The sequence below is a fragment of the Roseimicrobium gellanilyticum genome (genome assembly GCF_003315205.1).
Lineage (GTDB): Bacteria > Verrucomicrobiota > Verrucomicrobiia > Verrucomicrobiales > Verrucomicrobiaceae > Roseimicrobium > Roseimicrobium gellanilyticum.
Window position 1 is genome coordinate 69,257 of record NZ_QNRR01000004.1, and the last position, 26,939, is coordinate 96,195.

Annotated in this window: 24 protein-coding genes; 6 read left to right on the plus strand and 18 right to left on the minus strand. The window is 59.7% G+C overall.

The window, feature by feature from the left end; genetic code table 11:
- The first annotated feature begins 50 nt into the window (after positions 1-50).
- Together DES53_RS12795 and DES53_RS12800 are read left to right on the plus strand one after the other, a co-directional pair.
- Positions 51-1,580, plus strand: a complete 1,530-nt coding sequence (locus DES53_RS12795; protein WP_113958672.1) for an autotransporter outer membrane beta-barrel domain-containing protein — start codon at positions 51-53, stop codon at positions 1,578-1,580.
- A gap of 66 nt (positions 1,581-1,646) precedes the next feature.
- Positions 1,647-4,016 carry a cupin domain-containing protein gene (locus DES53_RS12800; protein WP_170157068.1) on the plus strand — a complete coding sequence of 790 codons (2,370 nt, stop codon included), beginning with the start codon at positions 1,647-1,649 and terminating at the stop codon, positions 4,014-4,016.
- On the opposite strand, the gene DES53_RS12805 is transcribed toward DES53_RS12800, so the two are convergent.
- From DES53_RS12805 to DES53_RS12840, 8 genes are all read right to left on the minus strand, one after another.
- A complete protein-coding gene (locus tag DES53_RS12805; protein WP_113958674.1) occupies positions 4,000-4,527 on the minus strand; it encodes a hypothetical protein in 528 nt (175 codons plus the stop codon). The two genes, DES53_RS12800 and DES53_RS12805, sit on opposite strands and share 17 nt — an antisense overlap.
- A gap of 63 nt (positions 4,528-4,590) precedes the next feature.
- Entirely contained in the window at positions 4,591-5,607 is a 1,017-nt protein-coding gene (gene pheS, locus DES53_RS12810) for a phenylalanine--tRNA ligase subunit alpha (RefSeq protein ID WP_113958675.1), read from the minus strand.
- 63 nt (positions 5,608-5,670) lie between these two features.
- Positions 5,671-6,120, minus strand: a complete 450-nt coding sequence (locus DES53_RS12815) for a GNAT family N-acetyltransferase (RefSeq protein WP_170157069.1) — start codon at positions 6,118-6,120, stop codon at positions 5,671-5,673.
- Positions 6,121-6,247: 127 nt separating this feature from the next.
- Complete coding sequence (gene rplT / locus DES53_RS12820) at positions 6,248-6,640, minus strand: 50S ribosomal protein L20 (RefSeq protein WP_113958677.1); 393 nt, start codon at positions 6,638-6,640, stop codon at positions 6,248-6,250.
- Between the two features lie 128 nt (positions 6,641-6,768).
- Positions 6,769-6,978, minus strand: coding sequence for a 50S ribosomal protein L35 (gene rpmI / locus DES53_RS12825; RefSeq protein WP_113958678.1), 210 nt, complete (start codon positions 6,976-6,978; stop codon positions 6,769-6,771).
- Positions 6,979-7,106: 128 nt separating this feature from the next.
- Entirely contained in the window at positions 7,107-7,544 is a 438-nt protein-coding gene (locus tag DES53_RS32965; protein ID WP_113958679.1) for a hypothetical protein, read from the minus strand.
- A gap of 15 nt (positions 7,545-7,559) precedes the next feature.
- Complete coding sequence (locus DES53_RS12835) at positions 7,560-9,242, minus strand: hypothetical protein (RefSeq protein WP_113958680.1); 1,683 nt, start codon at positions 9,240-9,242, stop codon at positions 7,560-7,562.
- 14 nt (positions 9,243-9,256) lie between these two features.
- A complete protein-coding gene (locus DES53_RS12840) occupies positions 9,257-9,520 on the minus strand; it encodes a hypothetical protein (protein WP_113958681.1) in 264 nt (87 codons plus the stop codon).
- On the opposite strand from DES53_RS12840, the gene DES53_RS12845 reads away from it, so the two are divergent.
- Positions 9,519-9,785 carry a hypothetical protein gene (locus DES53_RS12845; RefSeq protein WP_113958682.1) on the plus strand — a complete coding sequence of 89 codons (267 nt, stop codon included), beginning with the start codon at positions 9,519-9,521 and terminating at the stop codon, positions 9,783-9,785. The genes DES53_RS12840 and DES53_RS12845 overlap by 2 nt on opposite strands.
- On the opposite strand, the gene DES53_RS12850 is transcribed toward DES53_RS12845, so the two are convergent.
- Positions 9,775-13,059 (minus strand): FtsK/SpoIIIE domain-containing protein, encoded by a 3,285-nt coding sequence (locus DES53_RS12850; protein ID WP_170157070.1) that lies wholly within the window; start codon positions 13,057-13,059, stop codon positions 9,775-9,777. The two genes, DES53_RS12845 and DES53_RS12850, sit on opposite strands and share 11 nt — an antisense overlap.
- 465 nt (positions 13,060-13,524) lie before the next feature.
- Here DES53_RS12850 and DES53_RS12855 point away from each other — a divergent pair, with 465 nt between their 5' ends.
- Positions 13,525-14,808, plus strand: coding sequence for a neutral/alkaline non-lysosomal ceramidase N-terminal domain-containing protein (locus DES53_RS12855; RefSeq protein ID WP_245958161.1), 1,284 nt, complete (start codon positions 13,525-13,527; stop codon positions 14,806-14,808).
- Positions 14,809-14,934: 126 nt separating this feature from the next.
- Positions 14,935-15,456 carry a VOC family protein gene (locus DES53_RS12860; protein ID WP_113958685.1) on the plus strand — a complete coding sequence of 174 codons (522 nt, stop codon included), beginning with the start codon at positions 14,935-14,937 and terminating at the stop codon, positions 15,454-15,456.
- A gap of 102 nt (positions 15,457-15,558) precedes the next feature.
- Here the strand turns inward: DES53_RS12860 and DES53_RS12865 are convergent, their stop codons facing one another.
- From DES53_RS12865 to hpf, 3 genes are all read right to left on the minus strand, one after another.
- Positions 15,559-16,518: a universal stress protein gene (locus DES53_RS12865; protein ID WP_113958686.1), complete on the minus strand. Its 960-nt coding sequence runs from the start codon at positions 16,516-16,518 to the stop codon at positions 15,559-15,561.
- Entirely contained in the window at positions 16,515-18,350 is a 1,836-nt protein-coding gene (nhaA, locus tag DES53_RS12870) for a Na+/H+ antiporter NhaA (protein ID WP_113958687.1), read from the minus strand. The genes DES53_RS12865 and nhaA overlap by 4 nt, the downstream gene beginning before the upstream one ends.
- 278 nt (positions 18,351-18,628) lie before the next feature.
- Positions 18,629-19,027 (minus strand): ribosome hibernation-promoting factor, HPF/YfiA family, encoded by a 399-nt coding sequence (hpf, locus tag DES53_RS12875; protein WP_170157071.1) that lies wholly within the window; start codon positions 19,025-19,027, stop codon positions 18,629-18,631.
- 168 nt (positions 19,028-19,195) lie between these two features.
- Here hpf and DES53_RS12880 point away from each other — a divergent pair, with 168 nt between their 5' ends.
- Positions 19,196-20,116 (plus strand): LysR family transcriptional regulator, encoded by a 921-nt coding sequence (locus tag DES53_RS12880; RefSeq protein ID WP_113958689.1) that lies wholly within the window; start codon positions 19,196-19,198, stop codon positions 20,114-20,116.
- 33 nt (positions 20,117-20,149) lie between these two features.
- On the opposite strand, the gene DES53_RS12885 is transcribed toward DES53_RS12880, so the two are convergent.
- The 6 genes from DES53_RS12885 to DES53_RS12915 form a co-directional block, all read right to left on the minus strand.
- Positions 20,150-22,054 carry a sulfatase-like hydrolase/transferase gene (locus DES53_RS12885; protein WP_113959062.1) on the minus strand — a complete coding sequence of 635 codons (1,905 nt, stop codon included), beginning with the start codon at positions 22,052-22,054 and terminating at the stop codon, positions 20,150-20,152.
- Positions 22,055-22,415: 361 nt separating this feature from the next.
- On the minus strand, positions 22,416-23,264 hold the full coding sequence (locus DES53_RS12890; RefSeq protein WP_113958690.1) for an MBL fold metallo-hydrolase: 849 nt from the start codon (positions 23,262-23,264) through the stop codon (positions 22,416-22,418).
- Between the two features lie 109 nt (positions 23,265-23,373).
- Positions 23,374-23,823: a hypothetical protein gene (locus DES53_RS12895; RefSeq protein WP_113958691.1), complete on the minus strand. Its 450-nt coding sequence runs from the start codon at positions 23,821-23,823 to the stop codon at positions 23,374-23,376.
- Between the two features lie 373 nt (positions 23,824-24,196).
- Entirely contained in the window at positions 24,197-24,496 is a 300-nt protein-coding gene (locus tag DES53_RS12905) for a hypothetical protein (protein WP_147263383.1), read from the minus strand.
- A gap of 253 nt (positions 24,497-24,749) precedes the next feature.
- On the minus strand, positions 24,750-25,778 hold the full coding sequence (locus DES53_RS12910; protein ID WP_113958694.1) for a methionine synthase: 1,029 nt from the start codon (positions 25,776-25,778) through the stop codon (positions 24,750-24,752).
- 89 nt (positions 25,779-25,867) lie between these two features.
- Positions 25,868-26,656, minus strand: coding sequence for a sugar isomerase domain-containing protein (locus DES53_RS12915; protein WP_113958695.1), 789 nt, complete (start codon positions 26,654-26,656; stop codon positions 25,868-25,870).
- Positions 26,657-26,939: the final 283 nt, after the last annotated feature.

Below are 26,939 nucleotides of genomic sequence, written 5' to 3' on the forward strand. Positions count from 1 at the left end.
TGACAAACAACTTGCCTGGTGTTGCAATCTGCCCGATTCCTTTTCTTACCATGAAGACGCCCACCATCATGAAGGCTGGAGTGCTCGCTCTCATTTTCCTCGCTTCAGGCGGGACCATTGCCACCAGTCACGCGCAGGGTTTTCAGGGTGGTTTCAACTTTGGTGGCGGCGGAGGATTTCAGGGTGGCTTTCAAGGAGGCGGTTTCAACTTCGGTGGCGGATTCCAAGGTGGCTTCCAGCAGTTCGGTGGTGGTGGTGGATTTCAGGGAGGTGGCAGTTTCAATTTCGGAGGCCAGGGCGGCTTTCAAGGCTTCCAGCAATTCGGTGGACAGAGCGGATTTCAGGGGGGCTTCAATCAGTTTGGTGGAGGTGCGGCTCAACCGTTCAGCGGCACGGCCAATGCAAGTTTCGCCGCAGGCAGCGTGGGAGGGCAGCCTGGGTTTCTCATCGTCACCACTGGCAATGCACGGGTGCTTGCGATTGATGCCGCAGCCATCGCCTCCTGTGTGGTGTCCGGTCTGCCGGTGGCGCTTTCCCAGCGGGAACTCCTGCTCCACTCTGTGCGCGCAAGCACGCGGGATGTGAATGGACGGCTCTTCCGTATGCGCGCGGGCTGGGACCCCGGCTCTGAAAAGATGGCTGTATCGCAGTCTCCTGCGCCCATGAGTGGCAAGGGAAAGGTGGTGGTGCAGCCGCAGTCCATGCAGATGAGCTCGGATGATGGCGCTTTCACCCTCTTTGCCAGCGGAGGATTTGCCTCCGCAGATGTGGATTGGCGTGGGCTCGCAAGCGGATTCGAGGCGGAAAGCTGGAGCGGCACTTTGGGAGCAGAGAGGCGTCTCGCGGAGGACCTCGTTCTCGGGCTCGCAGGTACCTACCTTCAGACCGATGGTGATTTTGACAGTCGTGGCGCTGTGGATCTTGATGGCTTTGCCATCTCCGCGTACCTCTCATGGACGCCGGGGAATTTCTACGTCGATACGCTGTATAGCTTCGGCAGTTTTGAAGAGGACATCCACCGTCGCACTGGCTTGGGCACGACCGCCACAGCTGAGCCGGATAGCGAGAATCATTCCGTGGAGTTCAACGCAGGATACAACTTCCGTCTTGGGGCTCTCCAAACCGGTCCTTTCATCGGACTGGACTACCGGAACGGTGAGCTCGATGGCTATGCCGAACAAAGCGCGGGGCGGGGGAGTCTGGCCTATGAGGATCAGAAGTATGATTCCCTGGTGACCCGTGTGGGCTGGCAGGCCTCCTATAGAATTGAAACCGGATTCGGAGCAATCACTCCGCAGATCCGCGCTGCATGGGAACGTGAGAATCTGAATGCGAATGAGTTTGTGAAGGTTTCACTTACCAGCTCCCCCTATCGCTGGCTTTCGGGCGGAGGTGAGACTCCGGATTATGAAGTGCAGGCACGCACAGCCCGGCCGGATGAAGACTATCTGAATGTAGGAGGCGGGCTGCTCATTGAAGTGGGAAGCAATTTCTTCATCATCCTGGACTACGAAGGTCATGTGTTGCGGGGCAATGAGGAGGAGCACTTTGCCTCCATCATCGCATCTCTGAAGTTCTGAAACCGCACTTCACCAGAGCCGTTGCGAAACTGACTGGCTTGTCGTAGATGAGTCCGCATGGAGGACATGGAGGATACGCAGCGGCGCCACAGTCAGAAGCCACCCGGGGATGATCGGGTGGCGGTCTACACGGCGGTATTCGGCGCGTATGATGATCCGCCGGTGGTCCGGCAGCCTGATCCTGCACTCACCTATGTGCTGCTCACGGAAGACGTGGCCATGCAGGTCCCATCGCCCTGGCAGGTCATGGTTGTCGACCGGGTCTTCGATGATCCCCAACGGGATGCGCGACGCGTGAAGCTGCTGCCGCACCTCTTCCTGGGTGAATTTGACATTTCTGTCTGGGTCGATGCGAATTGCGATCTGCTCGCTCTCGATCTCCAAACCATCCACAATCTCCTTGGGGATGCCGACGTGGCCGTCTGTCCGCATCACAGCCGTCGCTGCCTGTATGACGAGGCCAGGGCTGTGCAGGAACTCCTGATGGATTCGCCAGAGTTGATCGAAAGGCAGATGGCGCTCTATCGTGGCTCCGAGTTTCCCGAGAACTTCGGACTCCACGGCACCATGTTTTTGGTGCGGAGACTGGACACGCTTCTTGGCAGGCAATTCTGCCATGAGTGGTGGACGGAGGTCAGCCGCCATTCCAAGCGCGACCAATTGAGCTTTGATTTCGTGCGGTGGAAGTCGCGGGCAAGGGTGCAGACCCTCGACCTGTCTCATGTAGACAATCCTGTTTTTCGATGGTCTGGAAAACACAAGGTTCCCAGGATTCCCTATTCGCAAAGCGGGAATGGTCAGTCTGCTTCCCTGCCGCTCCCGGCTCCTTCTGGGCAGCCGGTGGCCGCATCTCCACATCCCAAGGCACGTGGACTAGAAGCATCGCTCGTGGAGCAAGCCCGCTCACAACTCGCGACACAGGGGTATGCAGAGCCCATCAAGCTATTCTCGGTGCAAGAGTGCCAGTGGTTGCTGAAAGGACTTGAGGTGAAAGGGGCTCCACCCGCGGAGTGGTTCAAGGGAAATGCAGTGAATCACCGCGCGTTTTATGACGCCGCCACTGACTGGCGTATCATGTCCCGTGTCATCGCGGCGATTGGTGAGCATGTGGTGTTGTGGGGTGCATGGCTTGTGAACCGTGAGCCGGGGGAGAAGCACCCCTGGCATTCCGACATTGAAAGTTCAGCGCCCCAAGGAAAGACTGTCTCCGTGTGGATCGGAATGCGCGGCACCTGCGCGGAAACCTCCCTGAAGATGGCGCCCGGCTCCCACCTGTTCGGCATCACCGTGCAGGAGAAGGCCTCGCAGAAAGGCAGGCGCCGACAGGACATCTGCGATGAAGACATCGGTGCCTGGACGGAAGAGTGCGGCGCTGCCGAAGCTCCCAGACTTGTCCCCATGCAGGATGGTGAAGCGCTCTTTTTTGATGGCCGTATCTGGCATGGCTCGAACAATCTCAGCCCGGAACTCAGGCGCACCGCATTGCTTCTTCAGTATGCGTCCGTGGACACACCCATTCGCATGCCCGTGCCCTATCAGTGTGAGTGGCCCTTCCAGATGCTGGAGAGGCCGTTGCCCCCGTGCCTGCTGGTGAAGGGCGTCGACCGCGTTCAGGTGAATCGTATTGTGCCGTCTCCGCCTCTGCCGTATGCCACTGGGGAGCGCCGCTTGCACAGCACTGTTGCTTCTGCGGATCCATCATCATTGAAGGGAATAGTCTCGCCGGGGTGGAAGGCCCACATCCTCTTTGAGGGGACGACGCATGGATTGGCGGATGTCCGCAGTCATGTTTCGTTGCTCCAGCCGGGCAGGTGTCCTCATCCTCCGGTTCAGCATCCGGAAGAGGAATTCAAGCTGATGCTGAAAGGAGAGGTGGAGGCCTACTTTCCTGATCTAAGACATGAGCCGGACGGCGGGCGGAGAAGGCTGCGACCCGGAGATATCACATATACCCCGGCAGGATTTTACCACACCGTGTCGTCGGTCGGTCCGGAGCCAGCCCGGTATATGATGTGCAAGTGGATTGCGGATCCCTCAGGGGCCACGCCGTCACTTGGCTTCGCACAGGTCACCGTTCCCCCCTCCGGTGGAGAGGACGCGGTGAAGGGAGACGGCTGCTGGCATAAGACTGTGCTTTTCGAAGGGCCGACTGCATGCCTCAGTAAGTTGCGTTGTCATGTCACCACGGTGGAGCCGGGTGGCGGTCACGCGCCGCGCGTGGATTCTTACGACATCATGATCGTCGTCCTCGAGGGTGAGGTGCTATCACTTGGACAGCGCATGGGCAAGGACGGCGTCCTCTTCTGTGCTGCAGGGATTCCTCATGGGATGGAGAATGTCGGCACCGTGCCCGCACGTTACCTTGTCCTGGAGCTGCACGGCGGCAGAATGACGACGAGACTGCTGCGCGAGGAAGGCGTCACCGGCTCCGCGTAGGAGACACAGGGCCTGATGCTGGCGGCCTTAGAGGCTCCTGAGCCGGGGCATCATGCTGTCCTTGGGCGGCCAGCCAGTCTCTTCCTGCTCCGAGCATCATCTCCACCATGCTGTCGTGCAGTGTGGGGTCAGTCGTCGTGGGCGGAGTATCGGAAGACAGGAGCGGCTTCGCGTGATTGCTGTCTGCCGGACTCACCTGCTGAGCAGGCATCGTTGGGGGGCGGTGTGTCACCGTCCGGTTTCCCTGCTGCATGCGCAGGAGTGTCAGCACCTCGTTGAGCTGGCTCTGCAAGTTTTGCTGGAAATCCTCCTGGATGCGAAATCCGCGGTGAAACTCATTCCGCGCTTCATCTACCTGGCGCGAGAGCATGTTCAGTCGTTCCGCAGTCTTCTGTTTCGCGTCTGCCTGTTGAGACTCGACCCGTTTGAAGCCCTGGGTCATGCGATTCTGCAGCTTCTCCAGTCTGGCAGCCAGAGGAGCCAGAAGCGGGGAGAGAAGGTGTTTCAGCATGGCAGTAGGGGAGATGACTCAATAGAGCGGCCGCGCTGGAGAAGCGCTGTACTCCAAAGACAATCAGAACTGGGAGAGGAAACGTGCGTCGTTCTCGATCAGATGGCGGATGTCCGTGATGCCGTGCAGGATCATCGCAAGACGATCCAGACCCATGCCGAAGGCGAAGCCGGTCACCTTCTCGGGATCGAAGAGCTTGTCACCACGCGACTTGCACACGGCTTCGAACACGGCGGGATCCACCATGCCGCAGCCGGCGATTTCAATCCAGCGCGCTTCCTGGCCTTTCACCTCGAGCTTGATGTCGATCTCGAAGCTGGGCTCCGTGAAGGGGAAGAAGTGCGGGCGGAAACGTACCTGCGTCTGCGGGCCGAAGGTGTCCTGGAAGAAGTACTCCAGCGTGCCCTTCAGGTCGGCGAGGCTCACGTCGGTGGCGACATAGAGACCTTCGAGCTGGTTGAACACACTCAAGTGTGTGGCGTCGATTTCATCGCGGCGATACGCAGCGCCGGGAGCAATGATGCGTACCGGCAGTGCCTTCGCAGACTCCATGGTGCGGATCTGCACGGTGCTGGTGTGCGTGCGCAGAAGGCGGCCATCGGGGAGATAGAAGGTGTCCTTCTCATTGCGCGCGGGGTGGTCCGCCGGCGTGTTCAGCGCGTCGAAGCAATGCCACTCGGTTTCGATTTCCGGACCGTCGGCGAGCGCGAAGCCCATGCGGCGCAGTGTCTGGATGGCGCGGTCGCGGATGCGTGTGAGCGGATGCAGCGCTCCGGAGCGGGCCGGGCGGCCGGGCAGGGTGACATCGATGCCCTTCACGGACTCGGCGTCCTTGGCGGCCTGTAGCGATGAGAGCCTCTGCTCGATGCCTGCGGTGAGAGCAGTGCGTACCTCATTGAGCTTCGCGCCCACGGCGGCCTTCTGATCCGGGGGCACGTCGCGCATGCCGGCGGACACCGTGGTGAGGCGTCCTTTCTTGCCCAGGTAATTCACACGGAAGTTCTCCAGCGAGGTCTCATCAGAGATGCCTTCCAGGGTGGCGATGCCTTCGGTGCGGATGGTGTCGAGTTCAGCGAGCATGGGGGGAGTGGGAAGAGAAGGAAAGGGAACGTGGGAGTTGGGCTGCGGGGCGCATGCGCTCGCTCAGAGAGGCAGGGCGAAGTGATGGCTGGTGATGTTCATCCCTTTGTGCAGGTAAAAGCGGTGCGCGTCAAACCGCTGCACGCCGGAGTCGAGCTGGAAGTGTGCGCAGCCGCGGCGGCGTGCTTCTTCCACCAGCCAGTCAAAAAGGGCACTGCCGTAGCCGTGCCCGTGATCCTGCGCACGCGTCACGAGGTCATCCACATACATGTGGGTGCCCCAGACGAGGTTCTGACAGATGCGGAAGCCGGTGAAGGCGCGTATCTCGCCCTGGTGCTCCAGGTAAACGTAGTTGGCTCCGCGTCCCTGGGCCATGATGGCCGCGTGCACAAAGGCCTCCTCATCCGCGAAGTGAGTGCGGAGCTCTCGCGCAACGGGGAAGCAACGTGTGAATGCCTCCTGATCCACGGGATCAATGAGGCGGATGATGAAGCTGTCGGCAGAGGAGGGCACGGCGTCTCTGAGTTGAAGATGGAAGGAGACGAGAAGTGAAAAAACAAAAAGCCGGAGCATGGGAGCCCCGGCTTTCCTTGAAGTTTGGGAAACCAGTGAGTCTGGCTGTGGAAGTCTCCGTGCCTCGTTAGGCGGCGGTCTTCTTCAGCGTGACGCCGGTCTTGTTGCCCAGGGCCTGCTTGACCTGATTGATGAGGGCGGCAAAGGCGGCTTCGTCCTTGATGGCGAGGTCGGAAAGGACCTTGCGATCGAGTTCGATGCCGGCAGCCTTGAGGCCTTCGGTGAAGCGGCTGTAGCTCAGGCCGTGCGCGCGCGTGGCGGCGTTGAGGCGCTGAATCCAGAGCTTGCGGAAGTCGCGCTTGCGATTCTTACGGTCGCGGTAGTTGTACACCATCGCCTTGCGGACAGCGTCCTTGGCGTAGCGATAAAGCTTGGAACGGAAACCGCGGAAGCCTTTGGCGGCTTTGAGTACGCGCTTGCGGCGCTTGCGGCTGGCGGGTGAGTTGGTGGATCTTGGCATCTTTGTCTTTCTCTGATCAAGCTGTTGTTTTCGGTGTCGATGTTGGCCTCACTCGATCGAAGGCTCCGGGGCGAGGGGAGCCAGGCGTGGCATCGTGGTCCCGCGGTACGGGACCGAACTGGAATGGCTCAGCTCCAGGGCATGTTGGCCTTCACGGCCGCTGCATCCGTCTTGTCGACGAGTGCTACTTTGCCCAGGTTGCGCTTCCGCTTCCGGTTCTTGTTCTGGAGAAGGTGGCGCTTCCCCTTTTTACGGCGCAAGATCTTGCCAGAGGCAGTGATCTTGAACCGCTTGGAAACGGACTTTCTCGTTTTGGCTAGGCCAGCATTTTTGGACATAGGGGCGGAGAGAATACGGGGGACCGGCCCGTGCGCAAGGAAATTTTTGGGGTGGGGAGACGTGTCAAGGGGGCTGTGCCGGGCGCTTTTCACGTGGGACCTGGACCAGAGGGAAGGGGCGATTGTACTCAGCCGGCAATTCTGGCGGCCTCGCTCAGCGCGTGCTCGACGTCTCTCAGATGTGAAATGGCTCCCTCTACATAGCGATTTGCATGATCCAGGGATGAATCCAGTCTCCTAAATGTGGCCAAAGCTTCATCGGCTTGACGGTGTAGGCATTGGGAGGCTCGTGAGGCATCATGGAATGCGCCGGTTGCGCTTTCCAAGTCCGTTGCCGTAGAGGCGTGGGCGGCGTGCTGCCGTCGCAGCTTCTCCAGGCTGGACGCGGCCTCCTCATGCAATGGATTGAGGAAGCGGCGTCCCATCTCCCTTGCGCATTCATCATTCCACAGACCGGAGACCTCGCTGCGCCTCTCCAAGTGATCCTGCATGAAGAGCATGCTGCGCTGCAGTTCACTTTCGAACTGGCTGTGCTGCTGGCGGAGCCATGTGTGGTCGCTATTCATCTTCTGTCCCTGCGCCTAAAGTCCGGAGATTGGCGCGTCAAAGGCCTTGAGTTGCTCGCTGCGCCACTGAATCTCCAAGCCGCCCTGTGTGGATTTTTGTCTGGAGACCGAATGGTGGCGATGGGCCTCGCGGCATGCTTCCGCGGCTTCGGCCTGGCGGGTGTCAGCAGCACGAATGAACGACCCCATGGCAGAGACGGCGGTGTGTTGCCCGGCGAGTTCCTGCCTTGCCGTGGAAGCCAGGTAGGATGCGTGTTGATGGTCTTCTTCGGCTCGCTGAATGCGCGCTTGGGCATCCAAGGTCGTGTCCCACGCCGCAGATGCGCTTTGAGCAGCTCCTTGGGCGAGTTCGAGCGCTCGCTCGCAAACCCGCACCCTCTCTTGGGCGGCCTCCCGGTCGGCGATGGCCACCGAAAGTTCGTGTTCTGCCCTGCTGAGCCAGTCCCGGCAATTCTGTACCTGGCGCCATGCCTGCCTTACAGCTTCTTCGTAAGGACCAGTGTCGACTGCACGGTAGATCCCCCTGCCATCCTTGTCCGTGCCCACACAGACGGTCTCTGACCGCGCTGAGCTCAGCTCTGCTTCAGCATGACTGAGCTCGGACTCCGCCTCGGAGAGGGCTCGCTCCGCCCTGTCCACCTCATCACGAGCGTGTTCCTCGCGCTCACGCGCGGTCGCGAGCCAGGTCCGGGCCTCTTCCAGTTCGTTGCTCCAGAGAGTGACGGCGGCATCCGCGCGGCTACGTGCCTTCTGGGCGTCCGCCAGGCATTGGTTCACCAGCTCCAGGGAATGCACGACCCGGGTTTTCCAACTGGAGAGATCTGCTTCGAGCCTGCCAATCGTCACTTCGTCATCGCGGTGGCGCGATTGGGCCACGACAAGGCGATGGCGTCCACGATCGATGTGCTCCGCCGTGCGGTTCAACGTGGACTCCGCCGTGGAGATTGCGGCATCGGCACGCGGTTCCCAATCCTGCAGACTTTCAACAATGCTCGACATGCCCACGATGAGCCGTCGCGGGTCGATGGCCTGGGCCCCTATCGAAGGCGCCGCATATGCCTTGTCACCAGCAGGGATGGGCGCGCCCGATCGCACAGACACTCCCGCTGTAGGCAGGGGCATTGGAGCCAGTCGCGTTGCCTTCCCGCCGGCCTGCAGGATTTGGGCATGCTCCAGCGTCTCTTTGGATACGATGTCCTGCTTGTGATAGAAACGGAGCAATGTAACAGCGGCGCGGGCCACGCGATCTGCCTTGCGACGATTGGCAAGGCGCGGCAGGTAGGCGAGGTTGGCAATTTTTGCGGAGAGCTCAGGGGCGAGTCTCACTGGGATGACATGATCCACTTCCAGGGTCTGCCCCTGGTATTTCCATCGGCTTGCCACGGCGGCGTGGCCCTGCTGAAGCCGGGTGAGATTCTCCGGGGTGAATGCTCCATGCATCCTCATTCGTTTGTAGTTTCGGAGGAGCGAATGCTTTGTCAGCCGTCTTTCCCCTGGCCGCTCAGGTCTTGCTGCAAGTGCCTGGTCGACGATGGCGGGTACATCCCCGCCGATGGTCTCGACCATGTGAAGCCAGTACATGCACCGGTTCATGCGACCATTCGCCGCTCTTGAGGCCCGGAGCCTGGAGAGCTTTTCGGGATTGGTGAGGCGTGCGATGGTTGCGATCGCCGTCGTGTGGGTGATGCTCGGTTCCACGGATTCCCCCCTTCTTACAGGTGGCGAAGTTCTTCGATCCGCTCCTGCAGGAAGTGGTCCAGGTGCGTGCTCTTGTCCAGATACTCCTCAAACCACCGGGCTGTGTCTGACCAATGGCGTTGAAGATCCTCAGCCATGCGACCACCGTAGGCCCCGAACAGAGCGTGGAAGCTTCTGTTGATTTCCTGGACCTCAGTGTGCAGGTCGTTGCGCTGGTGCCCCAACGTGGTGCGATAGTGGTCGAGTCCTTCGCGAAGCTTGTCGACATCAAGAGCCATGGCCGTGCAAGTAGGAGCTGAGGTGACGGAGACGCTGAACAAGAAACTCCAGATAACGGGGGCCAATCCGGCGATTGTAATCCTTCATCTGGTCTTCGAGTGGAATCCAGTGGCGATCGTAGTCGCGGCGCATGGCATCATTCCAAAGGGGTGCGACTTGCGTGTGAGAGCGATCGACTTCCGCCATGGCGGAGGCGAGGTGTTGGTTGAACTTTTCCAGGGCGTGAGCCAGGGCAAGAGCTCGTTCATGCACTTCATCCATTGACATGGTGGGTCTCCTTCCATCGGTTGAGGTGGGGGACAAGGGAACTCAGCTGTTCACTCCAGGAAATCTGAGCGTCCACAGTGTAAGGCTTGAATTTGACTGAGGTGCCTCCGGCGGTGTCCTGACAGATGGCGAATACCGGACGGGAGTTTCCTCGCTGGAGCTTCGCCGCCTGATCGTTACCGAGCAAAAGGAACGAGTCACCGTCCGCCATCTGGGTGACCACTCGATGCTTGAAGTGCTCAAGTTGGGCACGGTCAAGGCATTGCTTGAGCGAGCTGGCGGAGGGAAAGCTCATCACGACATGCAGGCCCAGGATGGGACCGCTGACATAGATTGATTTGAGCTTTTCACCATCCGGACTGTCGACTGTGGATCCGAATGTACTCGTCACCTTGGCAAGTGGAGGCATCCGATCCGCTCCTGCGATGACCAGCAGCCAGGTGGGCTGACGCTGGAGCTCGGCCTCCTCCAATGTAGAGCGCCGTTGCAATTCGAGGGTCCATTCGTCCAGCCATCTGGTGGCGACTCGGGCCTCCTTGGTGAGGACACAGTTCGGGGATTGGCTGTGGCAATCAAAGATCCGGCTGCATACCGAGTCCAGGAGACCTTCCCACGGAGTTCCAGGAATTGCCCTGTCAACAAGATGGAGTTTGAAGTCGCCAGACGCCTGGCCGACGGCGACTGAGCAGAGCAGGCCAGCAAGGATGCCATAGGTGGCATTCAGATTCTCCCCCACCAGCAGCACGTTCTCCATGGCGCGCCGACGCAGGATGACACGTGCCTGACCGTGGACATTGAGCTCCTGTCCAACCCAAAGGGCCATGGGGCGCTCTCCAGCGTACCAATCAGGAACACCGAAGCCCTGTTCATGAACCGGGGCCACAGCAATCTTTCTCCATGCCGTCTCATCGGGGCGATGGGGCAGCCGGATGAGATCCACCATTTGCGGGTTCTCAGAGAAGTTTGGTTGTTCCCTTCCGTCGAAAACCACGGTGGCAAAGCGTTGCTCGGCGGGCCATTCTCGATCTGCCTTCTTTTCCAGGGCCTCCAGGAGACTGGCTCGCCGCACATGGTCGAGGAGCGCAACCTTTCCAAATTCGTTCGAGTTGTCGTCGCCGCTGTTGGAGTTGACCACCACTTTTCCCGGGATGTCGCACTGTTCCACCAGACGCCTGCCGTTCCTTCCAAATTCGGTGAGCCCCTGGACGTCCGACTGGCTCATCCGCATTGCAATGCGGAGGTGAATGCTGCCGAACACTGCGGCCTGATTGAGCATCCCTGCCGCGCCGAACCGTTGTGAGCCCAGGAGAAGATGGATGCCCGCGCTTCGCCCCTGTTGTGCCAGGGTCAGCAGGTGGGCGGACGCCTGGTTCATCCGGTCATCCTCAAAGAGCTCCTGATACTCATCAATCATCAGTACAATGCGCGGCCGAGGACCGTCAGGAGAGCCGACGTTGCGGTATGCGGGGAGGTCCACGACCTTGAGTCTTCCAAACAGCTCATTTCTCCGTTCCATTTCGGCCACCAGTTCGGCCAGCACGCTCCTGGACAGTTCAGGGGCTGAATTCAGCGCCACCGCACGGGCGTGCGGCAAGCGTCGATAAGCTTGGAACTCCACGCCCATCTTGCCATCGATGAGGTACAAGTTCAGTTCTTCAGGACTGTATCGCGTGGCCAGGCCGCAAATGAATACATGATAGAGATTGGACTTCCCAGAGCCGGGCATGGCGCCCAGAATGCCGTGGGCGCAGGGCCGTCCGTCCCGTTGCACACCAAACCAGAGATGAATGTGGTTGCCACGGCTTACGGAGCCGACCGGAGCCTCAATCAAGGTGTCCGCCCGCTGAGTCCACCAAGCCGTCGGATCGTCGCCGGTCAGATGGCTCCATTCGACATTGTGCTCAGGCGGCTTCGCTGCGTTGAGATGCTGGAGCGCCAGGGTCTGGACGGTTCCATCCGGACCGCGCAGCATCTGCACTGCCATGCCCTCCAGCACCGGCTTGGGCGGGTTCTGGATATCTACGACTGCCATGCCGCCAAAGTCCTGCCAGCTCAAGTCGCGTGGCAGCTGCTTCGCATCAGAATGCTGGATGAAAAGATACTTCCCGGCCACGGGTCCGTTCTTGGCGATCTTCTGCAAAGTTTCGATGGTTCGCCGATCATAGCCATCGGGGAAGTTAGCCGCAAAAATGAACTCGTACCGTTCATTCGCCTGCGTCTGTTCAGGAAGCTGGTCGAACGAATGAACCTCCGCATCAAGATGGGTCTTGATGATTCGGCCGATGTCATCCCACACCGATTCGAGATCCCGCGCAATATCGACGCCGATGGGGCGGAGAAAGGGCAGGCTCCGCTGCATGGGAAATGCCCGGCCTGCACCGGAAGGATCCAGCAAGGTGAAAGTCGCCCCATAGGGAATCATGGTGGCAAGCTGCAGTACCAATCCGTGCATGAGGGCCAGCGAGTCAGCGGCGCTGCCTTTGAGAAGTGTCGTCATCTGGCCGCCGAGCAAGGGCATCAGAACAGGCATCATATAAGGTGTGCCACCGTGTCCCAATTGCTCACTCGCCATGCCTGCGAGCCAGAACGGCGCCCGATGGCTTGATGAAAAATCATGGGCCTTCCAGGCTTCCGCACTCCAGTCACCCCGGAAAAACACCGGTAGGGATTGCAACACCTGATGCCAGTTTACCGCATCTTCTTCGAATTCCTCAGCCATCAACCGCTGTGTGGTGTTTTGGAACCTCTGGAGTGCGCGCAATGCCTCTGCCTTTGCGGCTTGGAAATCAGCGGCTGCTGCTTCAGAACGTCTTCTGCTGTCTTCCTGCTGCTGTTTTGCAGCTCTCAGCGTGCTGTCATCAAACCAGCGGATGAGAAACCAGATGCCAATCAGAACAATCAGAAGCAGAAGTCCAAGCATCAGCTGGGTTGCCCTTTGTTCCTCAGCTTGTTTCACGTGGGAGTCTGCGCGCGCGAGCTCCTGTCTGGCTTGCGTGGCCTTCTGCCTGGCATCCGCAAGCTGGGCCAGCGCGGAGAGCAGATTGTCCAGTATATGGCTCTCAGTGCGGGGCCACCGTGCCGCGAGGGGATGTGACAGTTCCACGTTCGAACCGGAATGGATCTCACAGGACGTCAGTGCAGTGCGGAGGGCATGTTCGCTGCCCAAAATCTGATCGCGCCATTGGCGCAGTGCCAGCCGCTTCTTTACCGCCTTGTCCATGAGGACGGGGAATTGCGCATAGGATGAGAAACTGTGAGGCCGGCTGCTCATGAAAGTTTGGTGGGTCGAATTCGTGAGGCTTGAGTCGAGAAAACACAGGGCGGTCAGATGGACGGGCATTGTATGTTTGTTCCGGGGGAATACAAACGACTCGCGAAAACTTTTCGTCGTTGCATGTGTGGTGCAGCATCTGCGTGCTGAGGCGCGGCCTTCTGCCTCCAGTCGCAAAGGAGACAACACTGTCAGTCCCTACTTCTCCTTTTCTGCCCTGTACCTCTGTTTTGGTGCAGGACGGTAAGAACGCGGCGTAGGCGCGCCGTAGTGACACAAGGGATCTTGGCGGCATTTGGCCGCACCTTGCTCTTCCGGACCCACTCCCTGAACATGCACAAGCCAACCTTCCTCATCGCGCTATTCCTCTCAGCTGGGTTTTGTCTCGGCTCCGCTCTTGGCCAGTCGGCCTCTGGGACCGCTGTCCCCGCGGCAGCCCCGGTCTGGAAGGCAGCTGCCACCTCCATGAAAATCACCCCGGAAAAGCCCATGTGGATGGCGGGGTATGCCTCCCGCAAGACACCCTCCGACGGGGTGCTGCAGGACCTGTACGCGAAATGCCTCGTACTGGAGGATGCGAAGGGGAATCGGCTGGTGATTCTCACCATGGACCTCATCGGTATTCCCGCGTCGCTGCGCCAGGGGGTGGAGGAGGCGGGGCAGAAGAAGCATGGGCTGCCGCCGGAGAGCGTCGTGATGAATGCGTCTCACACGCACTGTGGCCCGGAGTTCCGCATTGGAGGGTGGCGTTACCTGGAGGGCATGGAGCACAAGGTCGCGGAGGCTGAGGAGTACGGGAAGCTGCTGCTCGAGCGTCTCACCAAGCTGATGGATGACTCGATTGCGAAGCTGGCTCCCGCGCAGGTGCATCACAATCGCGCGCGCTGCGGCTTTGCCATGAACCGCCGCCTGCCTTCACGCCTCGGCTACAAGAACAGTCCCTATCCCGATGGCCCGGTGGACCATGATGTGCCGGTGCTGGAAGTGAACAGTGCGGATGGGAAGCAACTCGTGGCCGTGCTCTTTGGCTACGCCTGCCACAACACCACGCTGGGCATCCAGCAATTCTGCGGTGACTACGCAGGCTACGCACAAGAGGAACTGGAGAAGGCGCATCCGGGGGCCGTGGCCCTCTTCATGACTGGCTGCGGTGGTGACCAGAATCCGTATCCGCGCCGTGAAGTCGATCACGCGAAGACTCATGGCAAGACGCTCGCCATGGCGGTGGAGACCGCCCTGCAGGTCATGCCAAAGCAGCCCACACCCAGCGACCTGAAGATGGCCTTCGAGCGTGTGCCACTTGCCTTTGCCACGCCGCCGACCAAGGAGGAACTGGAGAAGCGCGCGGAAACCACCAATGCCTATGAGGCGGAGCATGCCAAGAGGCTCCTGGCCATCCTCAAGAACGAAGGCAAGCTGGAGACCTCCTATCCCTATCCGGTGCAGGTGATCCACTTCGGCGATGCCATGGCCATGGTCACCCTCGGCGGCGAGGTGGTGGTGGACTACTCCCTGCGTCTCAAGCGCGAGTTGAAGCATCCCATGGTGTGGGTGTGTGGTTATTCGAACGATGTCATGGGCTACATCCCCAGTCTCCGTGTGCTCAAGGAAGGTGGCTACGAAGCCGGCGGCGCGATGGTCTATGGCTCTCATCCCGGTCCGTGGAGTGAAGCCGTGGAGGAGACCATCATAGGCAAAGCGAAGGCGCTCGATGGGAAGCTGGGAGCTGCGGGGGCAGGGCGCAATTAAAGAAAGGCAAACTTTGAGCCTCCATAGCGACCAGAAAGGGGACGGCGTGCGATTCAGGATTCCCGCGCTGCCCCGGTAGCGCATTCAGGGCTCCCCCTGATCGTAACCCCAATCCCCCCATCAGCCATGTCTGCTCCCGTGAAGAAAAAGCCGGACGAGTACCACTCCGTCACGCCCAGCCTGGTCGTCCGCAATGCCGCCGCGGCATTGGATTTCTACAAGAAGGCTTTCGATGCAAAGGAGGTCTACCGTCTCGGCACTCCCGATGGAAAGATCGTTCATGCCGAAATCCAGATAGGAGACTCACGTGTGATGATGTCCGATGAGTTTCCTGAGTGGCAGAGTTTCGCGCCACAAAGCATCGGGGGCACGCCAGCCACGCTGTTGATTTATGTGGATGATGTCGATGCTGCTTACCAGCAGGCCCTGGATGCGGGCGCCAGCAAGATGAGCGAACCCGCGGACCAATTTTGGGGTGACCGTATGGCGGGGCTGTACGATCCCTACGGTCATCGCTGGAGCCTTGCCACGCACATCGAGAATGTCTCTCCCGCAGAAATCAGCCGCCGTGCAGAGAAATTCTTCGGGGCTGATATCAAAGACCTGTGTGCGGGAACACGCGACGCGGCCAGAGACAGCGAGTCTTGAGGTGCGCCTTGGTATACCTCCCAAGGACTGATGCATGGGGTTCAACGGTGCAATACACCGTTGAGGCTCCATCATCGAAATCCGCACCAGCACCAGGGTGAGTCAACCCGCCTTCTCGCGATGGGCTCGGACCAGAAGAATGTCGCCTGGCACGGAGTCTACAATGCGCGGAGTATTGCCTCCCACGAACAGGTGGAACAGGAAGCCCCGACCGTAGGCACCGATGACTGTGAGATCTGAGTGTTGCTCTTCCACAAAACGGCGCAGCATCAGGCCCGGTGGACCGTGCTCGATGGTGGTTTGCAGGCGGGCACGCACCTGCTCTGGCAGTGCCGTATCGCGGACGAACTCTGCGATGGTGGCTCTTTCCATGGCGGCAAACTGGTGGCTCAGTGTGCTGTCGGATAACAATGCGCGGTACGGCATCTCAAACGAATGCATCAGCGTCAGCCGGGCGCTCGGAAAAGAATGGGCGGCGACCTCCAGGCCCCATCGAGATTCTTCTGTGAAATCAGTTCCCACCAGCACGTGTTGATAGCTCCCGTTCGGTCTCGTTTTCACCACAAGCACCGACACCGGCGATTTTCGCAGGAGGTATTCCACGGTGCTCCCCAGGAGCGTCCTTCCGAACAATTCGTCGCGGGCCATGCCCAGCACGATCAATTCGCAGCCTTCTCTCGCGGCAGTGTCGAGAATGACTTGAGCAGGGTCACCCTCCTCAATGTGAATCTTCAACTGAGCCACCTCTTCCCTGAGGTCTCGCCTGATCTGTTTTTGAATGTGGAGTTCTTGCGAGGGCGACTGTCTCCACGAGGGAAGGGGATCGACGAGATCGGAAACGTGTTCGGCCTTCCGGTCAAGGGCATGGACGACCAGCAATTCCGCGTCCCACTGGCGCGCGAGCTGCGCTGCCCGGTCCAAGGCGCGGTCACCGCGCGCACTCAGGTCGGTTCCCAAAAGAATCTTCTTGGGAGGGTGTAGGCTAATCTTTGGGTCTGACATGGATACTCCTTGGGTTAAAGGGGGCGAAGGGGAAGAAAGAGGCTTTGTAACTGTGATCATGGAATGGGGTTGCGCTTTCGATTCGGCCACAAAATGGCAGTGCCCACGACCCCAGCGATGATCGACGCGGTGAATATCGCAATCTTCGCCGCAGCAAAATCGACCGGCTCAGGAAAGGCTTCACCAGCGATGAAAAGGGACATGGTAAAACCAATGCCTGCGAGAGCGCCTGCGCCGGCGACCTGACGCCAGGAGTATTCCGGCGGCTTGGTGGCAATCTTCAGCCGGACTGCCAGCCAGGCTGCGAACAGGATGCCGGCTGGCTTTCCGACGACCAGACCGAGGATGATGGCCAGCATCAGGCTTCCATGACTCTGGAAGACATCCCACGAGAGGACCACTCCGGCATTGGCGAGTGCAAAGAGCGGCAGCACCAGATAACTGGACCACGGTTCCATCGTGCGGAGCAGCTTGTCCGCAGGCGACTCCGTGCGATCATGGATGGCATCCAGCTCGCGCATGGCGGGCTCGGAAAGACCGTGCCTCATGAGGGCATCTCCGCTGCGGCGAGTTTCGGCGCGGATGATGGCTTCCGCCTGACCCAAGAGCACGTGCAGCTTCGCAGGCGGACGGGCGGGCGTGACCAGGGCGAGGATGACACCAGCCAGTGTCGCGTGCAGCCCGGACTCGTGGAGGAGCACCCAAAGAACGATGCCTGCCAGGATGTAAGGCAGTGGACGATAGATGCCACACCGGTTCATCCCGACCAACAAGAGCGTCACCCCTGCGGAAGCCATCAGATAGTTCATATGAATGGTCTCAGTATAGAAGGCGGCAATGATGGCGATGGCGACCAAGTCATCAATGATCACTGCGGCAGTGAGAAACACGCGCAACTCAACCGGGACGCGCGCACCGAGCAATACGATAATGGCCACGGCAAATGCGGTGTCCGTGGCAATGGGAACAGCCCAACCGGCAGCGAGCGGACCCGGCGGTGCGATGAAGAGATAGATCGCGACAGGCACGAGGATCCCGCCCAGGGCGGCAATGACTGGCAAAGCACCTGACCGGAGTGTTGAGAGACGCCCCGTGGTGAACTCACGTTTGATCTCCAATCCAACGACCAAAAAGAAGATGGCGAGAAGTCCGTCATTGATCCAGTGGATCAGGGAGAGATTCAACGCCGCATCACCTATGCGAATGCCACTCACCATGGACCACAGCGAACTGAATGCTGGACCCACCGCGGAGTTCGCGAGGAACACTGCCAGTACGGACATGAACAAAAGCAGCAATCCTGCGGAGGGTGCCCAGCGTGCGAAGTTCAAGGCCGCCGTTTGTACACGATGGCCCAGCGTGCCCAGCATCGCATCGGCCAGTGTATTCTCATCCCACGTTCCCTCGTAGCGTCTGCCGTTGATGAAGAAGGTGGGAGTCATCACCACGCCACTGCGGTGAGCGCTTTCCACGTCCTCTTTCACCCGGACTTTGGCCGTCTCCAGAGTGGCTGCGTGTTCGCCTTGAGGTGGAGGCAGGTTGAAGTCCCGGGCGAGTCTCTCAAAGTCTCCGGATGTGAACGCATGCCCTCCCTTCATGAGCGCATCATGGACGGGCCAGAATTCTCCCGTGGTCAGATAGGCGTACTCGGCCAGCTCTGCAGCCCGCTTTGCGATGCCGCTGTCTCCCGCCGGGCGGTGACGGAAGACATAGCGCAGCCTTTCTCCAAATCGGTCGCGCAGGTCGGCCACGACCTCGTGGGCCAGATGACAGGAGCGGCGCGTGTAGTTCCCGTATTCGACCAACGTCAACTCGGCGTCCGGGTTTCCGAGGATATGGTCACGCTCGGGATCCACTGGACGTTCAAGTTTCGTTGGTCGCGTCGAAGTCATAGGCAGTTTGATCGGGGAATGGGATTTTGAGAAGACGACTCATCGCGTCTTCAAAACGTGGGGTGAATAGGCAAGGGATCTGGGACCTCCTTGTCCACCTGGAGGATTGGAGGCGCTTCCACGCCTCGTCGGAGTGCAGGCCGTGATCTGTCCCGCCCTTCTCGGATGAGACATCGGAGGCGGATGCGGATGCAGTTCCGAGTCAGAACTGCATCCCTTCGAAGGCTGTCCGCACACAAAGTGCTCTGGTGAAGGAGACAGCCAACGAACCTGGACCGCTACAGCGAATCTTCCTCGCGCGACTGCGCCATGAGGACGGTGCGTTTCATCAGCCTCGTCCTGCGGAGATTTCGCGCGGCGCGAACGCGTCGTGTCTTCCGCTTGCGGGAGAGCCTTGCGAGCCTCCTGGTCATTTTCGTGATGGCGGAGTAGAGGTCCGCGTGAGTCGCCGATGCATGAAGGTCCCGCCCTGGTATGGCGAGGCGCAGGCTGGCGGAGAATTGCTTTCCTTCAGCCGTGCCATGATGCCTCCGCAGGACGACGTGAGCGGCCAGTGCATCATGAGCATACTGCGATAGCTTTCCGACATTCCCATGCACGCAGCCAGCCAGAGCCGGTGTGAGGGTAAGGTGGTGGGGCGTAATGTGGATGGGGACTGTGGTGGTGTTCGTCTTCATGATGGTAAAACGGTTCATCCCATTGAGCAGTGGGCTCGTGCAGGGGCATCCATGGTAAACAGGACAACTTCACTGCAGCTTCACGCGACCACGGTACCAGTTGGCCAATGTTCCACAATGATTGCATTTTGATGCAACCGATAAGATAAAGTTATCGTTCAAGATCTCATGGAACAGCTCAACTTCCACCACCTCCGCTATTTCTGGATGGTTGCCCGGAAAGGCAGTGTCCGCAGGGCGGCCGAGGAGCTGCATGTGTCGCAGCCCGCCATCAGCGCACAACTCCGCAGTCTTGAGGAGTCCTTGGGGGAAAAGCTGTTTCAACGAAAAGGTCGTGGCATTGCACTGACGGAGGCGGGGCAGATGGCCATGGCCTACGCGGACGATATCTTCTCCGCGGGGCGCGAACTGGTGAACTCCCTCAAGCACCTTCCCGGTAATCGAAAGGCCCTGAGGCTCAATGTCGGCATGACGGACGCGCTCTCCAAGCAGATCGCGTTTGAGATCCTGAAACCCGCATTTCAGTTCGCTGTACCCACGCATGTCGTCTGCCGCCAGGCCGAGCTGGCACCGCTCATCCATCAACTCCACGCCCACCGGCTCGACATTGTGTTGTCCGACGAACCTGCCTCCAGCGGCCTCAAGTCAAAGGTGTACAATCATCGCCTGGGACGCTCCGGCGTGACTTTCTGCGCAGCTCCGAGCCTTGTGCCCAAGCTCCGGCGGAATTTCCCGCGCTCCCTTCACAACGCACCTGCACTGCTCCCGAGCGAGAACATGGGCGGTCGCATCGCGCTTGATACATGGTTTGATTCCCAATCCATTCGACCGAAAGTCGTGGCCGAGTTTGAAAGCGCCACCCTCATGATGGTTGCGGCAGCTCAGGGCGAGTTGGGATTCACGGCCATTCCCACGGCAGTGAGCACCACGGCTCTCAAACAGTACGGATTGAAAGTGATTGCCCGGGTGGAGGAATGCGGCAGCGACTACTTCGCCATCACCACCGAGCGGCGCGTGAGGCATCCAGTGGCAGCGGCCATCACGGGAAAGAGCCATGCCAAGCTCTTCCCGATGGTGAATGACGCCTGATGGCGCAGAGCCGTGGGTGCCATCCAAACGAGCTCACGGCTTCGCAGTGATCCCGAGGTCCGCATTCAGCTTCTCCTTCAGGCGCGGTACATACTCCTTGAGACGCTGCTCGGTACCTGGAGCGCCATCAGGGAGGGCGGCGATTTTGTCCGCGTAGGGTTTCAGCTTCTCCACGTGATTTCCCAGCGCGCTGAGTGCTTCCATCGCGGTGGCGTTGCCCGCTCTTCTGGCATCTGCATAGGCAATCAGGACCTCCATCGCTACTGCAGCGTAGGGACCGTTGCCATCATGAGTGGCGAGGGCGTTGGCTGCGGCAATGCGAACACTGACGCTGCTGTCAGCAAAGGCTTTTCGCAAGGCCTTGTGTCCCATCCCCACTGCTGCGGCCCCCCTTATGTGGAGCCCGAGCGCCGCCCAGTAGCGCACCACGGCATTGTTGTGGGACAGACCCGCGATGAAAGGTGCTGCATCCTTGCCAGAGCCTGAGGTGTCACTGGCGGCACGCGCCATGGCTAAGACCTGATCAAAGGGATACACGTCCTCCGAGACGAAGGCATCTCTGGGTGAGCGATCGCCGCTGACTTTCAGTCGCTCCGCCTCAGGGATGAACCCGAGGTCACGCGTGTCCTTCAGGTGCTTTTCATTCGCGGCGCGAAGCTTGTCGAGCGTGGCCACATGAGCAGGATCACCAGCGAGGTTCTTCACTTCATGGGGATCACTCTGCAGATCGTAGAGCTCTTCTGATGGTTTGGTTGCTTTCCAGAACATGGCCTGCTCTGGCGTGGCGCGGCCTTCATCATAGGCTTTCTTCCACACTTGGGCGGTGGGCATCTGCATCATGTAGTTGATGTGCTGGCCGTAGGGCAGGTGAGGCATGTACTGGCGAATGTATACGTAGCGGCCATCCGTCACGCTGCGCACCAGGTCCTGCCGCTCATCCATTCTCCCGCGGAATCCATACAGGAACTCCGGCGCGGGCTTCGCATGACTGCCACAAAAGGCGCGACCTTGCAGATAGTCGGGCGCAGGCTGTCCGATGATGCTCAGCAGGGTGGGGGAGAGATCCACAAAGCTGATGAGTTCCTCTGACTTCGCGCCGGCAGCATAGCCCTTTGGCGCGAGGTGTTCCCACTTCTTCGGGAAATGGACGATGAAGGGGACACGCAAGCCGCTGTTGTAGGGCCAGCGTTTGTGGCGTGGCATGCCCGCGCCGTGGTCCCCGTAAAAGAAGACAATGGTGTCCTCCGCGAGGCCGGCGTCTTCCATTTCTTTGAGCTTCGCGGCGAAGAGGCCATCCATTTCCGTGATGTTGTCCGCGTATTGTGCCCAGTCGTGGTGCGACTCCGGTGTATCAGGGTGGTAAGGCGGCACATTCGCCTTCGCCGGATCATGCACCAGCTTGTGCCCAGGCTGGCGAATCTGGCTCTCATGCGTGTTGGTGAAGTTGAAGATGGCAAAGAAGGGCTGGCCATCCTTGCGATTCTTCCAGTGAGCATTCTTCCCGCTGGCATCCCAGACGGCATCCTTGTCTTCGGGAGTCTTGGTTTTTTGCAGGTTGTAGTCTTCCTTCGCGTTGTTCGTGCAGTAGTAGCCCGCTTCGCGCAACATCTGGGGATACATCTTCACTCCCTCGGGAAGCGGCACACTGCTGCGCATGTGCTCGCTGCCGGTGGACGGGGGGTACATGCCACTGATGATGGCCGTGCGTGCCGGTGCACAGACGGGTGCATTCGACCAGGCGTTGAGGAAAAGCTGGGATCGTTTTGCGAAGGCGTCGAGGTTCGGCGTCACCGCATACGTGTCTCCGTAGCAGCCGAGGTTTGGCCCGATGTCCTCCGTGGTGAGCCACAGGATGTTCGGCCGGTCTGCGGCATGCAGGCGTGAGGTGCCACAGAGCGAAAGCAGGACTGCCAGGAAGAGAAGCGTGCGCGTGATCATGAGAGGAGGTGCGTGCGGCATAAACGCGGGAGGAGGCGCGGGCTTTCGGGAAGTTGTTCCCGTTTACTGTCCGTGTTCACTGCCTCTTGTACCCGAGGAGAGCGAAACATACACGACTGATCCTGGCGCTGTGACGCGAAGCGTCCTTGGACTGCGGCAGCCTGCTGCCGCTTTGAAGAGTCCACAGCCTGCTGTGGCGATGGTGATACTCGCTCGTAGTGCGATGTGTCTGGAAAAGCTTGGCGACTTCGTCGCGGTGGAACGCGCAGCAGGCTGCACTTCAGGAAAGCGGCAGCAGGCTGCCGCAGTCCAAGGACGCTTCGCGTCACAGTATCCAGATCGTTTACCTGACGTTCACGTCCTACCTTCCCCCCACCGTCAGCCGGCTGCCACACCGCATGAGGTGGTGCGCCTGGCCGAGACGGGTGCAGGTGGCCACGAATTCCTCCGTGGTGTCCGTGTTGAACTTGAACATCTCGTAGTGGCACGGGACCACCAGTCCGGCGTCGCAGGCCTTGGCGAGGGCGGCGGCTTCGGTGCCATTCAGATTGCCTGCCACGCGGCGCTCAGGCTTGTCGCCGTTGATGGGCAGGAGCATCAGGTCGCAGCGGGCATGGCGCAGTGGCTCGATGAGGCCGTCATGCCACTTCGTATCGCCGCTATGATAAATGGTGATGCCGTTGCGCCGGATGATGAAGCCAAGGTAGTGGCAGCGCCCCTGCGAGTCGCGGTCCACCTGGTTGTGCGCCGCGGCCACGCCGGTGAATTCCCAGCCGTTTACCGTGAGAGATTGGCCGTCATTCAGCCCGAGATACTCGATGCCGGAATCCGGCAACCGCTTGCGAGCCTGCGGCAGGTTGGCCTCCGGCAGCACGAGCTTGATGCCGCCGCTCGCCTTTGCCAAGGGGCGCAGGGTTTCTTCATCGAAATGATCCGTGTGCTGGTGGCTGCTGGTGACCACGCCCACCATGTCCAGCTTCTCCGGGGAGATGCACAGGTCCGTCATGCGGACGTGAGGCTTGTCCGACTTCGCGTATTTCTTCGTGAGCGAGTCGGAGAGGTAGGGATCCAGCAGGAGGAATTCACCCGCGCACTTCAACAGGAACCCACTCTGCCCCAGCCACCAGAGATGCAGGCGGTCGCCCCCATTGGAGGCGTTGTGGATGTCGGCGAGCAGGGCGCCGTTCTGCAGCACGGGTTTGATCAGCATGCGGGGGAAAGGGAAGTTCCGCTCTGGCGGGATTCCATTCAAGGGGAAAAGACCCGGCTGTGTAAATGGAAAAGCGGAAACGAATTGGGCAGACGAGGGGGAGAAGCGGTCACTTCTTCTTTTTTGTCCTCTTCATGCTGTTTTTGTAAGCCTTGTAAGCCGCATCGAACATGGCGTCATCAACGTACCGCACTTCGGTCTCAGCGTCGTCGGCTGCATGAGGATCGGTGCCAGGCTTCCAGTCCTCGGCTCCCAGTTGCTTGCGAATATGCTCCATGCGTTTTGCGAGGCTGAGTGGCTTTTTCAAAGATGGCGTCACCAATTTTTCGCCAGCTGGTGTCAATGAGCATCCATCTTCGTGAACCCTGATGATGCCTGCTCTCTGCAACCGGCTAAAGCCGCCATTCACTTCAGAGGGTGTGAAGATGGCGTGGTTGATGCCGTCTCCCACACCAATGATGGTCTCAAGAGAAACGGCGCTGCCTCTCGGACCCGCAAGACAAATGGAGGTGAGCAACCAGACATCGCTCCAGAGAAAAGTTGATGGGGAACTCATCATGCTGATATGCAGGTGACGCTGCAAAGTGAAAATGGACGGCTTGGAAGAGGGGATGTTTACTGGAAAATTTTTATCCAATCTGTAGCCGCATTTACGCCGAAGGCGTTAAACACTGCTAGCCCAAGGTCAGCTTGCGAAGCAAGCGCCACCTTGGGTTGGCCCGAAAGAGCATTTGAACCCAGAATGGGTTCCACAGAGAAGCAACTGATCAGGGTTACCTCCTCCACGATGCGACTCCTTTGTAGAACGCTTTCAGCGTTCAGCATCTTGATCTCATAGACCCAAGGTGGCGCTTGCTTCGCAAGCTGACCTTGGGCTGGACAATGTACAACGCCTTCGGCGTAGAAACAGCTGCGTCAACACTTAAGGTGCTCTAGTAGGCTCCCCCTTTCACCGAACCAGAAGCATCTGGTACGATGGCCGAAGTAACGTCATTGTTGTCATACAGCCAGTCCGGCCAGAGACCGACCGCCACGAGAGCATCGCGTGAGTATTCAAGGCTCACTTTCAACTCCTCATGCGATTCACCCGAATCGAAGTGAAACCACGACTGTGAACCGGCGGTGCGTCGCGCCAACTCCACCACGAGATATTCAGGACCGTCCGGAATATCTGCGAGGCACTGCGAAATGAAGTCATCGGTTACGACACCCCGCAGTGGGAGTTGTGGCAACCGAAAGGCGATGACACTGGTGAGTGGAGGTAACTTTTCAATCCTGGAAGCCAGTTCTCGGAACGACGAGAAGAACTCAAATGATTTTGCTCCTCCGCTATATGCGTAGCGAATGAGCACCAGAATTTCTCCGGCGCTCCGAACCCAACTTTCGAGCCTGGCAAGAAAAGCAGGGTCCGATGTCGCAGTGTTTTGAACGCTCACAGGGACAGCTTGGCAGCTTTGAGCTTGGTTGGCGAAACAAAAGCGAGCTTCACAGCTCCTTCCTTACCATCTCCACCCCCGCCACCATGTTCGCGAGTTTCTTCTTCGCGGCCCATCTCGCCGTCTGGCTGAGGCCGCAGTCGGGGGCGAAGACGAGGCGATCGGCGGGTGCGAATTTCAAGGAAGCGCGCACGGCATCGGCGATCTGCTCGGGTGTTTCGACGTGGTAGCTCTTCACGTCGATCACGCCCACGGCCACGTCGTATTTTTCCGCCATGGGCTTGATGACATCCAGCTCGGCGTACTCGCGGTTCGCCATCTCCACGTGGACCTCATCGGCGTGCAGGTCGAGGAAGGCGGGGAAGAGCGGGGCGTACTTGCGCCAGCCGACGGGATGACCCTTGAAGTTGCCGAAGCACAGGTGCGTGCAGATGCGGGATTTGCCGCGCGCGGGCTCCACGGTGTGGTTGAAGATGCTGACAAAGCGGCGTGTATCCTCCTTGTAGCCGTAGCAGCTCATGCTGGGTTCATCCACGCAGATCTCCTTGCAACCGGCTCGCACGAGGTCTTCGATTTCCTTTCTCACCAGGGGCAGCAATGCCTGGGTGATGGCGAAGCGATCCTTGTACTCCTCATTGGGGGCGAGGCGTCCTGAGAGCGTGTATGGCCCGGGAACGGAAACCTTGAGAGGCACGCCCTTGGGCGCGAGGCGCTGCAGGCGCTCAAACTCCTCTACCGCGCCGAGTCCACGCGGCGCTGCGAGCGTGCCCACGATGGCATGCTTCCCACGTTGATCATGCGCGGGTGGGCCGAAGCGGCGGGGGCTGGCAGGTTCGAGCGCGATGCCCTCGATGAAGCCGTAGAACGAGAGATTAAAATCAAAGCGTGTCTGCTCGCCATCCGTGATGACATCGAGCCCGGCATCGAGTTGATCGCCGATGGCCACGCGTGCTGCGTCATCCTGCATTTCCTTGATGTCCTCTGAGCCGAACTTGTCGAGGTGCTGTGAGGAAAACTCCAGCCAGCCGGGGAAGGGATAGCTGCCGATGACGGAGGTGCGGAGTGGCTTGTCTTTCATCGTGAGGAGGGGTGAGGGGGCGGAATGATGGAGTACTGGAATACTGGAGTGGTGGAGGACTGAGAGAGTCCAAGGACTCGTGGGGTGGGTTAGACCCCAAGGCCAGCGTAGTAGCGGCTGATGCGGCGGGCGTGTTCGTCGTAGGCGGCCTCGAAGAGTGCAGTGGCTTTTTCTGCACCGCAGACGGCTCCGGCGGTCAGGACCTTGGGAGGGTGTCCGGCTTTGGTGAGACGGTCGGCGACTTCGGCCTTGATGGCATTGATGATGAGGCAACCTCCCACCGTGGAACCGGGAGCCACGGGCGTTTCGAGGTTGTCGATTTTTACCATGGCGTCTCCAATGGGCGCACCGGTGTCGAGCACGAGGTCAGCGAAGTCCTGGAGCTTCTTGCCATCACGATGGCGGCTGGTGCTGGCATCGCTGTGCTCCTGGCTGATGAGCGCGACTACGCGGACGCCGCGCTTTTGGAACTCCTCCGCGATTTCCACGGGCACCACATTGCAGCCGCTGCTGGAGATGACGAGGGCGCAGTCCCCTTCCTGCAGGGCGAAATTTCTCAAGATGCGCGCCGCGAAGCCGCTGACGTTCTCCAGGAACATGGCTTGCCTCTGGCCGTTCGCGCCGACCACGAGATTGTGGAAGGTGAGGGAGAGTTCCACGATGGGGTTGAAGCCCGGGAAGGACCCGTAGCGGGGCCACATCTCCTCCACCATGATGCGGCTGTGCCCGCTGGCGAAGACGTGCACCATCTGCCCCTTCAGGATGGTCTCCGCGAACCAGTCCGCCGCCTGCTGAATCTGGGATTCCTGCGCGCGGGCGCGGGTGAGAAGGCGTTCGGAAGCTTCGAGAAAGCGGAGGGCGGGGGAGGAGGCGGGCATGGGTGAACTGATGTCACCAAAGCCGATAAGAAAATCAATGTCGAATGTGCACTGGCGTAGAGCGAGAACTCCCCGGGTGAATGGCGGGATTGTACATGGGGGAGGGGGGCGTTCGCGAGGAAGGACCGGTGGGTTCCCAAGTCAGCCGAGGTCAGGGACCACTCTCTGTAGTCGCCGCTTCCTCAAAAAAATGCGGTAGGGATGTGCTCCTGCGCGTCTTGCATTAGATGGGCGGAGGTGGAGCGGAGCTGCGGCACGAAATCGCCTTGCAACGCTGCATTCC

Coding starts and splice junctions, on each gene's coding strand:
- DES53_RS12910 (WP_113958694.1), bottom strand. CDS start 25,778: ATGAAAGACAAGCCACTCCGCACCTCCGTCATCGGCAGCTATCCCTTC.
- DES53_RS12880 (WP_113958689.1), top strand. CDS start 19,196: ATGGAACAGCTCAACTTCCACCACCTCCGCTATTTCTGGATGGTTGCC.
- DES53_RS12805 (WP_113958674.1), bottom strand. CDS start 4,527: ATGCTGAAACACCTTCTCTCCCCGCTTCTGGCTCCTCTGGCTGCCAGA.
- nhaA (WP_113958687.1), bottom strand. CDS start 18,350: ATGACTTCGACGCGACCAACGAAACTTGAACGTCCAGTGGATCCCGAG.
- DES53_RS12885 (WP_113959062.1), bottom strand. CDS start 22,054: ATGATCACGCGCACGCTTCTCTTCCTGGCAGTCCTGCTTTCGCTCTGT.
- DES53_RS32965 (WP_113958679.1), bottom strand. CDS start 7,544: ATGAATAGCGACCACACATGGCTCCGCCAGCAGCACAGCCAGTTCGAA.
- DES53_RS12915 (WP_113958695.1), bottom strand. CDS start 26,656: ATGCCCGCCTCCTCCCCCGCCCTCCGCTTTCTCGAAGCTTCCGAACGC.
- DES53_RS12890 (WP_113958690.1), bottom strand. CDS start 23,264: ATGCTGATCAAACCCGTGCTGCAGAACGGCGCCCTGCTCGCCGACATC.
- DES53_RS12795 (WP_113958672.1), top strand. CDS start 51: ATGAAGACGCCCACCATCATGAAGGCTGGAGTGCTCGCTCTCATTTTC.
- DES53_RS12845 (WP_113958682.1), top strand. CDS start 9,519: ATGGCCGTGCAAGTAGGAGCTGAGGTGACGGAGACGCTGAACAAGAAA.
- DES53_RS12865 (WP_113958686.1), bottom strand. CDS start 16,518: ATGATCACAGTTACAAAGCCTCTTTCTTCCCCTTCGCCCCCTTTAACC.
- DES53_RS12850 (WP_170157070.1), bottom strand. CDS start 13,059: ATGAGCAGCCGGCCTCACAGTTTCTCATCCTATGCGCAATTCCCCGTC.
- DES53_RS12855 (WP_245958161.1), top strand. CDS start 13,525: ATGAAAATCACCCCGGAAAAGCCCATGTGGATGGCGGGGTATGCCTCC.
- rplT (WP_113958677.1), bottom strand. CDS start 6,640: ATGCCAAGATCCACCAACTCACCCGCCAGCCGCAAGCGCCGCAAGCGC.
- DES53_RS12895 (WP_113958691.1), bottom strand. CDS start 23,823: ATGATGAGTTCCCCATCAACTTTTCTCTGGAGCGATGTCTGGTTGCTC.
- pheS (WP_113958675.1), bottom strand. CDS start 5,607: ATGCTCGCTGAACTCGACACCATCCGCACCGAAGGCATCGCCACCCTG.
- hpf (WP_170157071.1), bottom strand. CDS start 19,027: ATGAAGACGAACACCACCACAGTCCCCATCCACATTACGCCCCACCAC.
- DES53_RS12800 (WP_170157068.1), top strand. CDS start 1,647: ATGGAGGATACGCAGCGGCGCCACAGTCAGAAGCCACCCGGGGATGAT.
- DES53_RS12840 (WP_113958681.1), bottom strand. CDS start 9,520: ATGGCTCTTGATGTCGACAAGCTTCGCGAAGGACTCGACCACTATCGC.
- rpmI (WP_113958678.1), bottom strand. CDS start 6,978: ATGTCCAAAAATGCTGGCCTAGCCAAAACGAGAAAGTCCGTTTCCAAG.
- DES53_RS12860 (WP_113958685.1), top strand. CDS start 14,935: ATGTCTGCTCCCGTGAAGAAAAAGCCGGACGAGTACCACTCCGTCACG.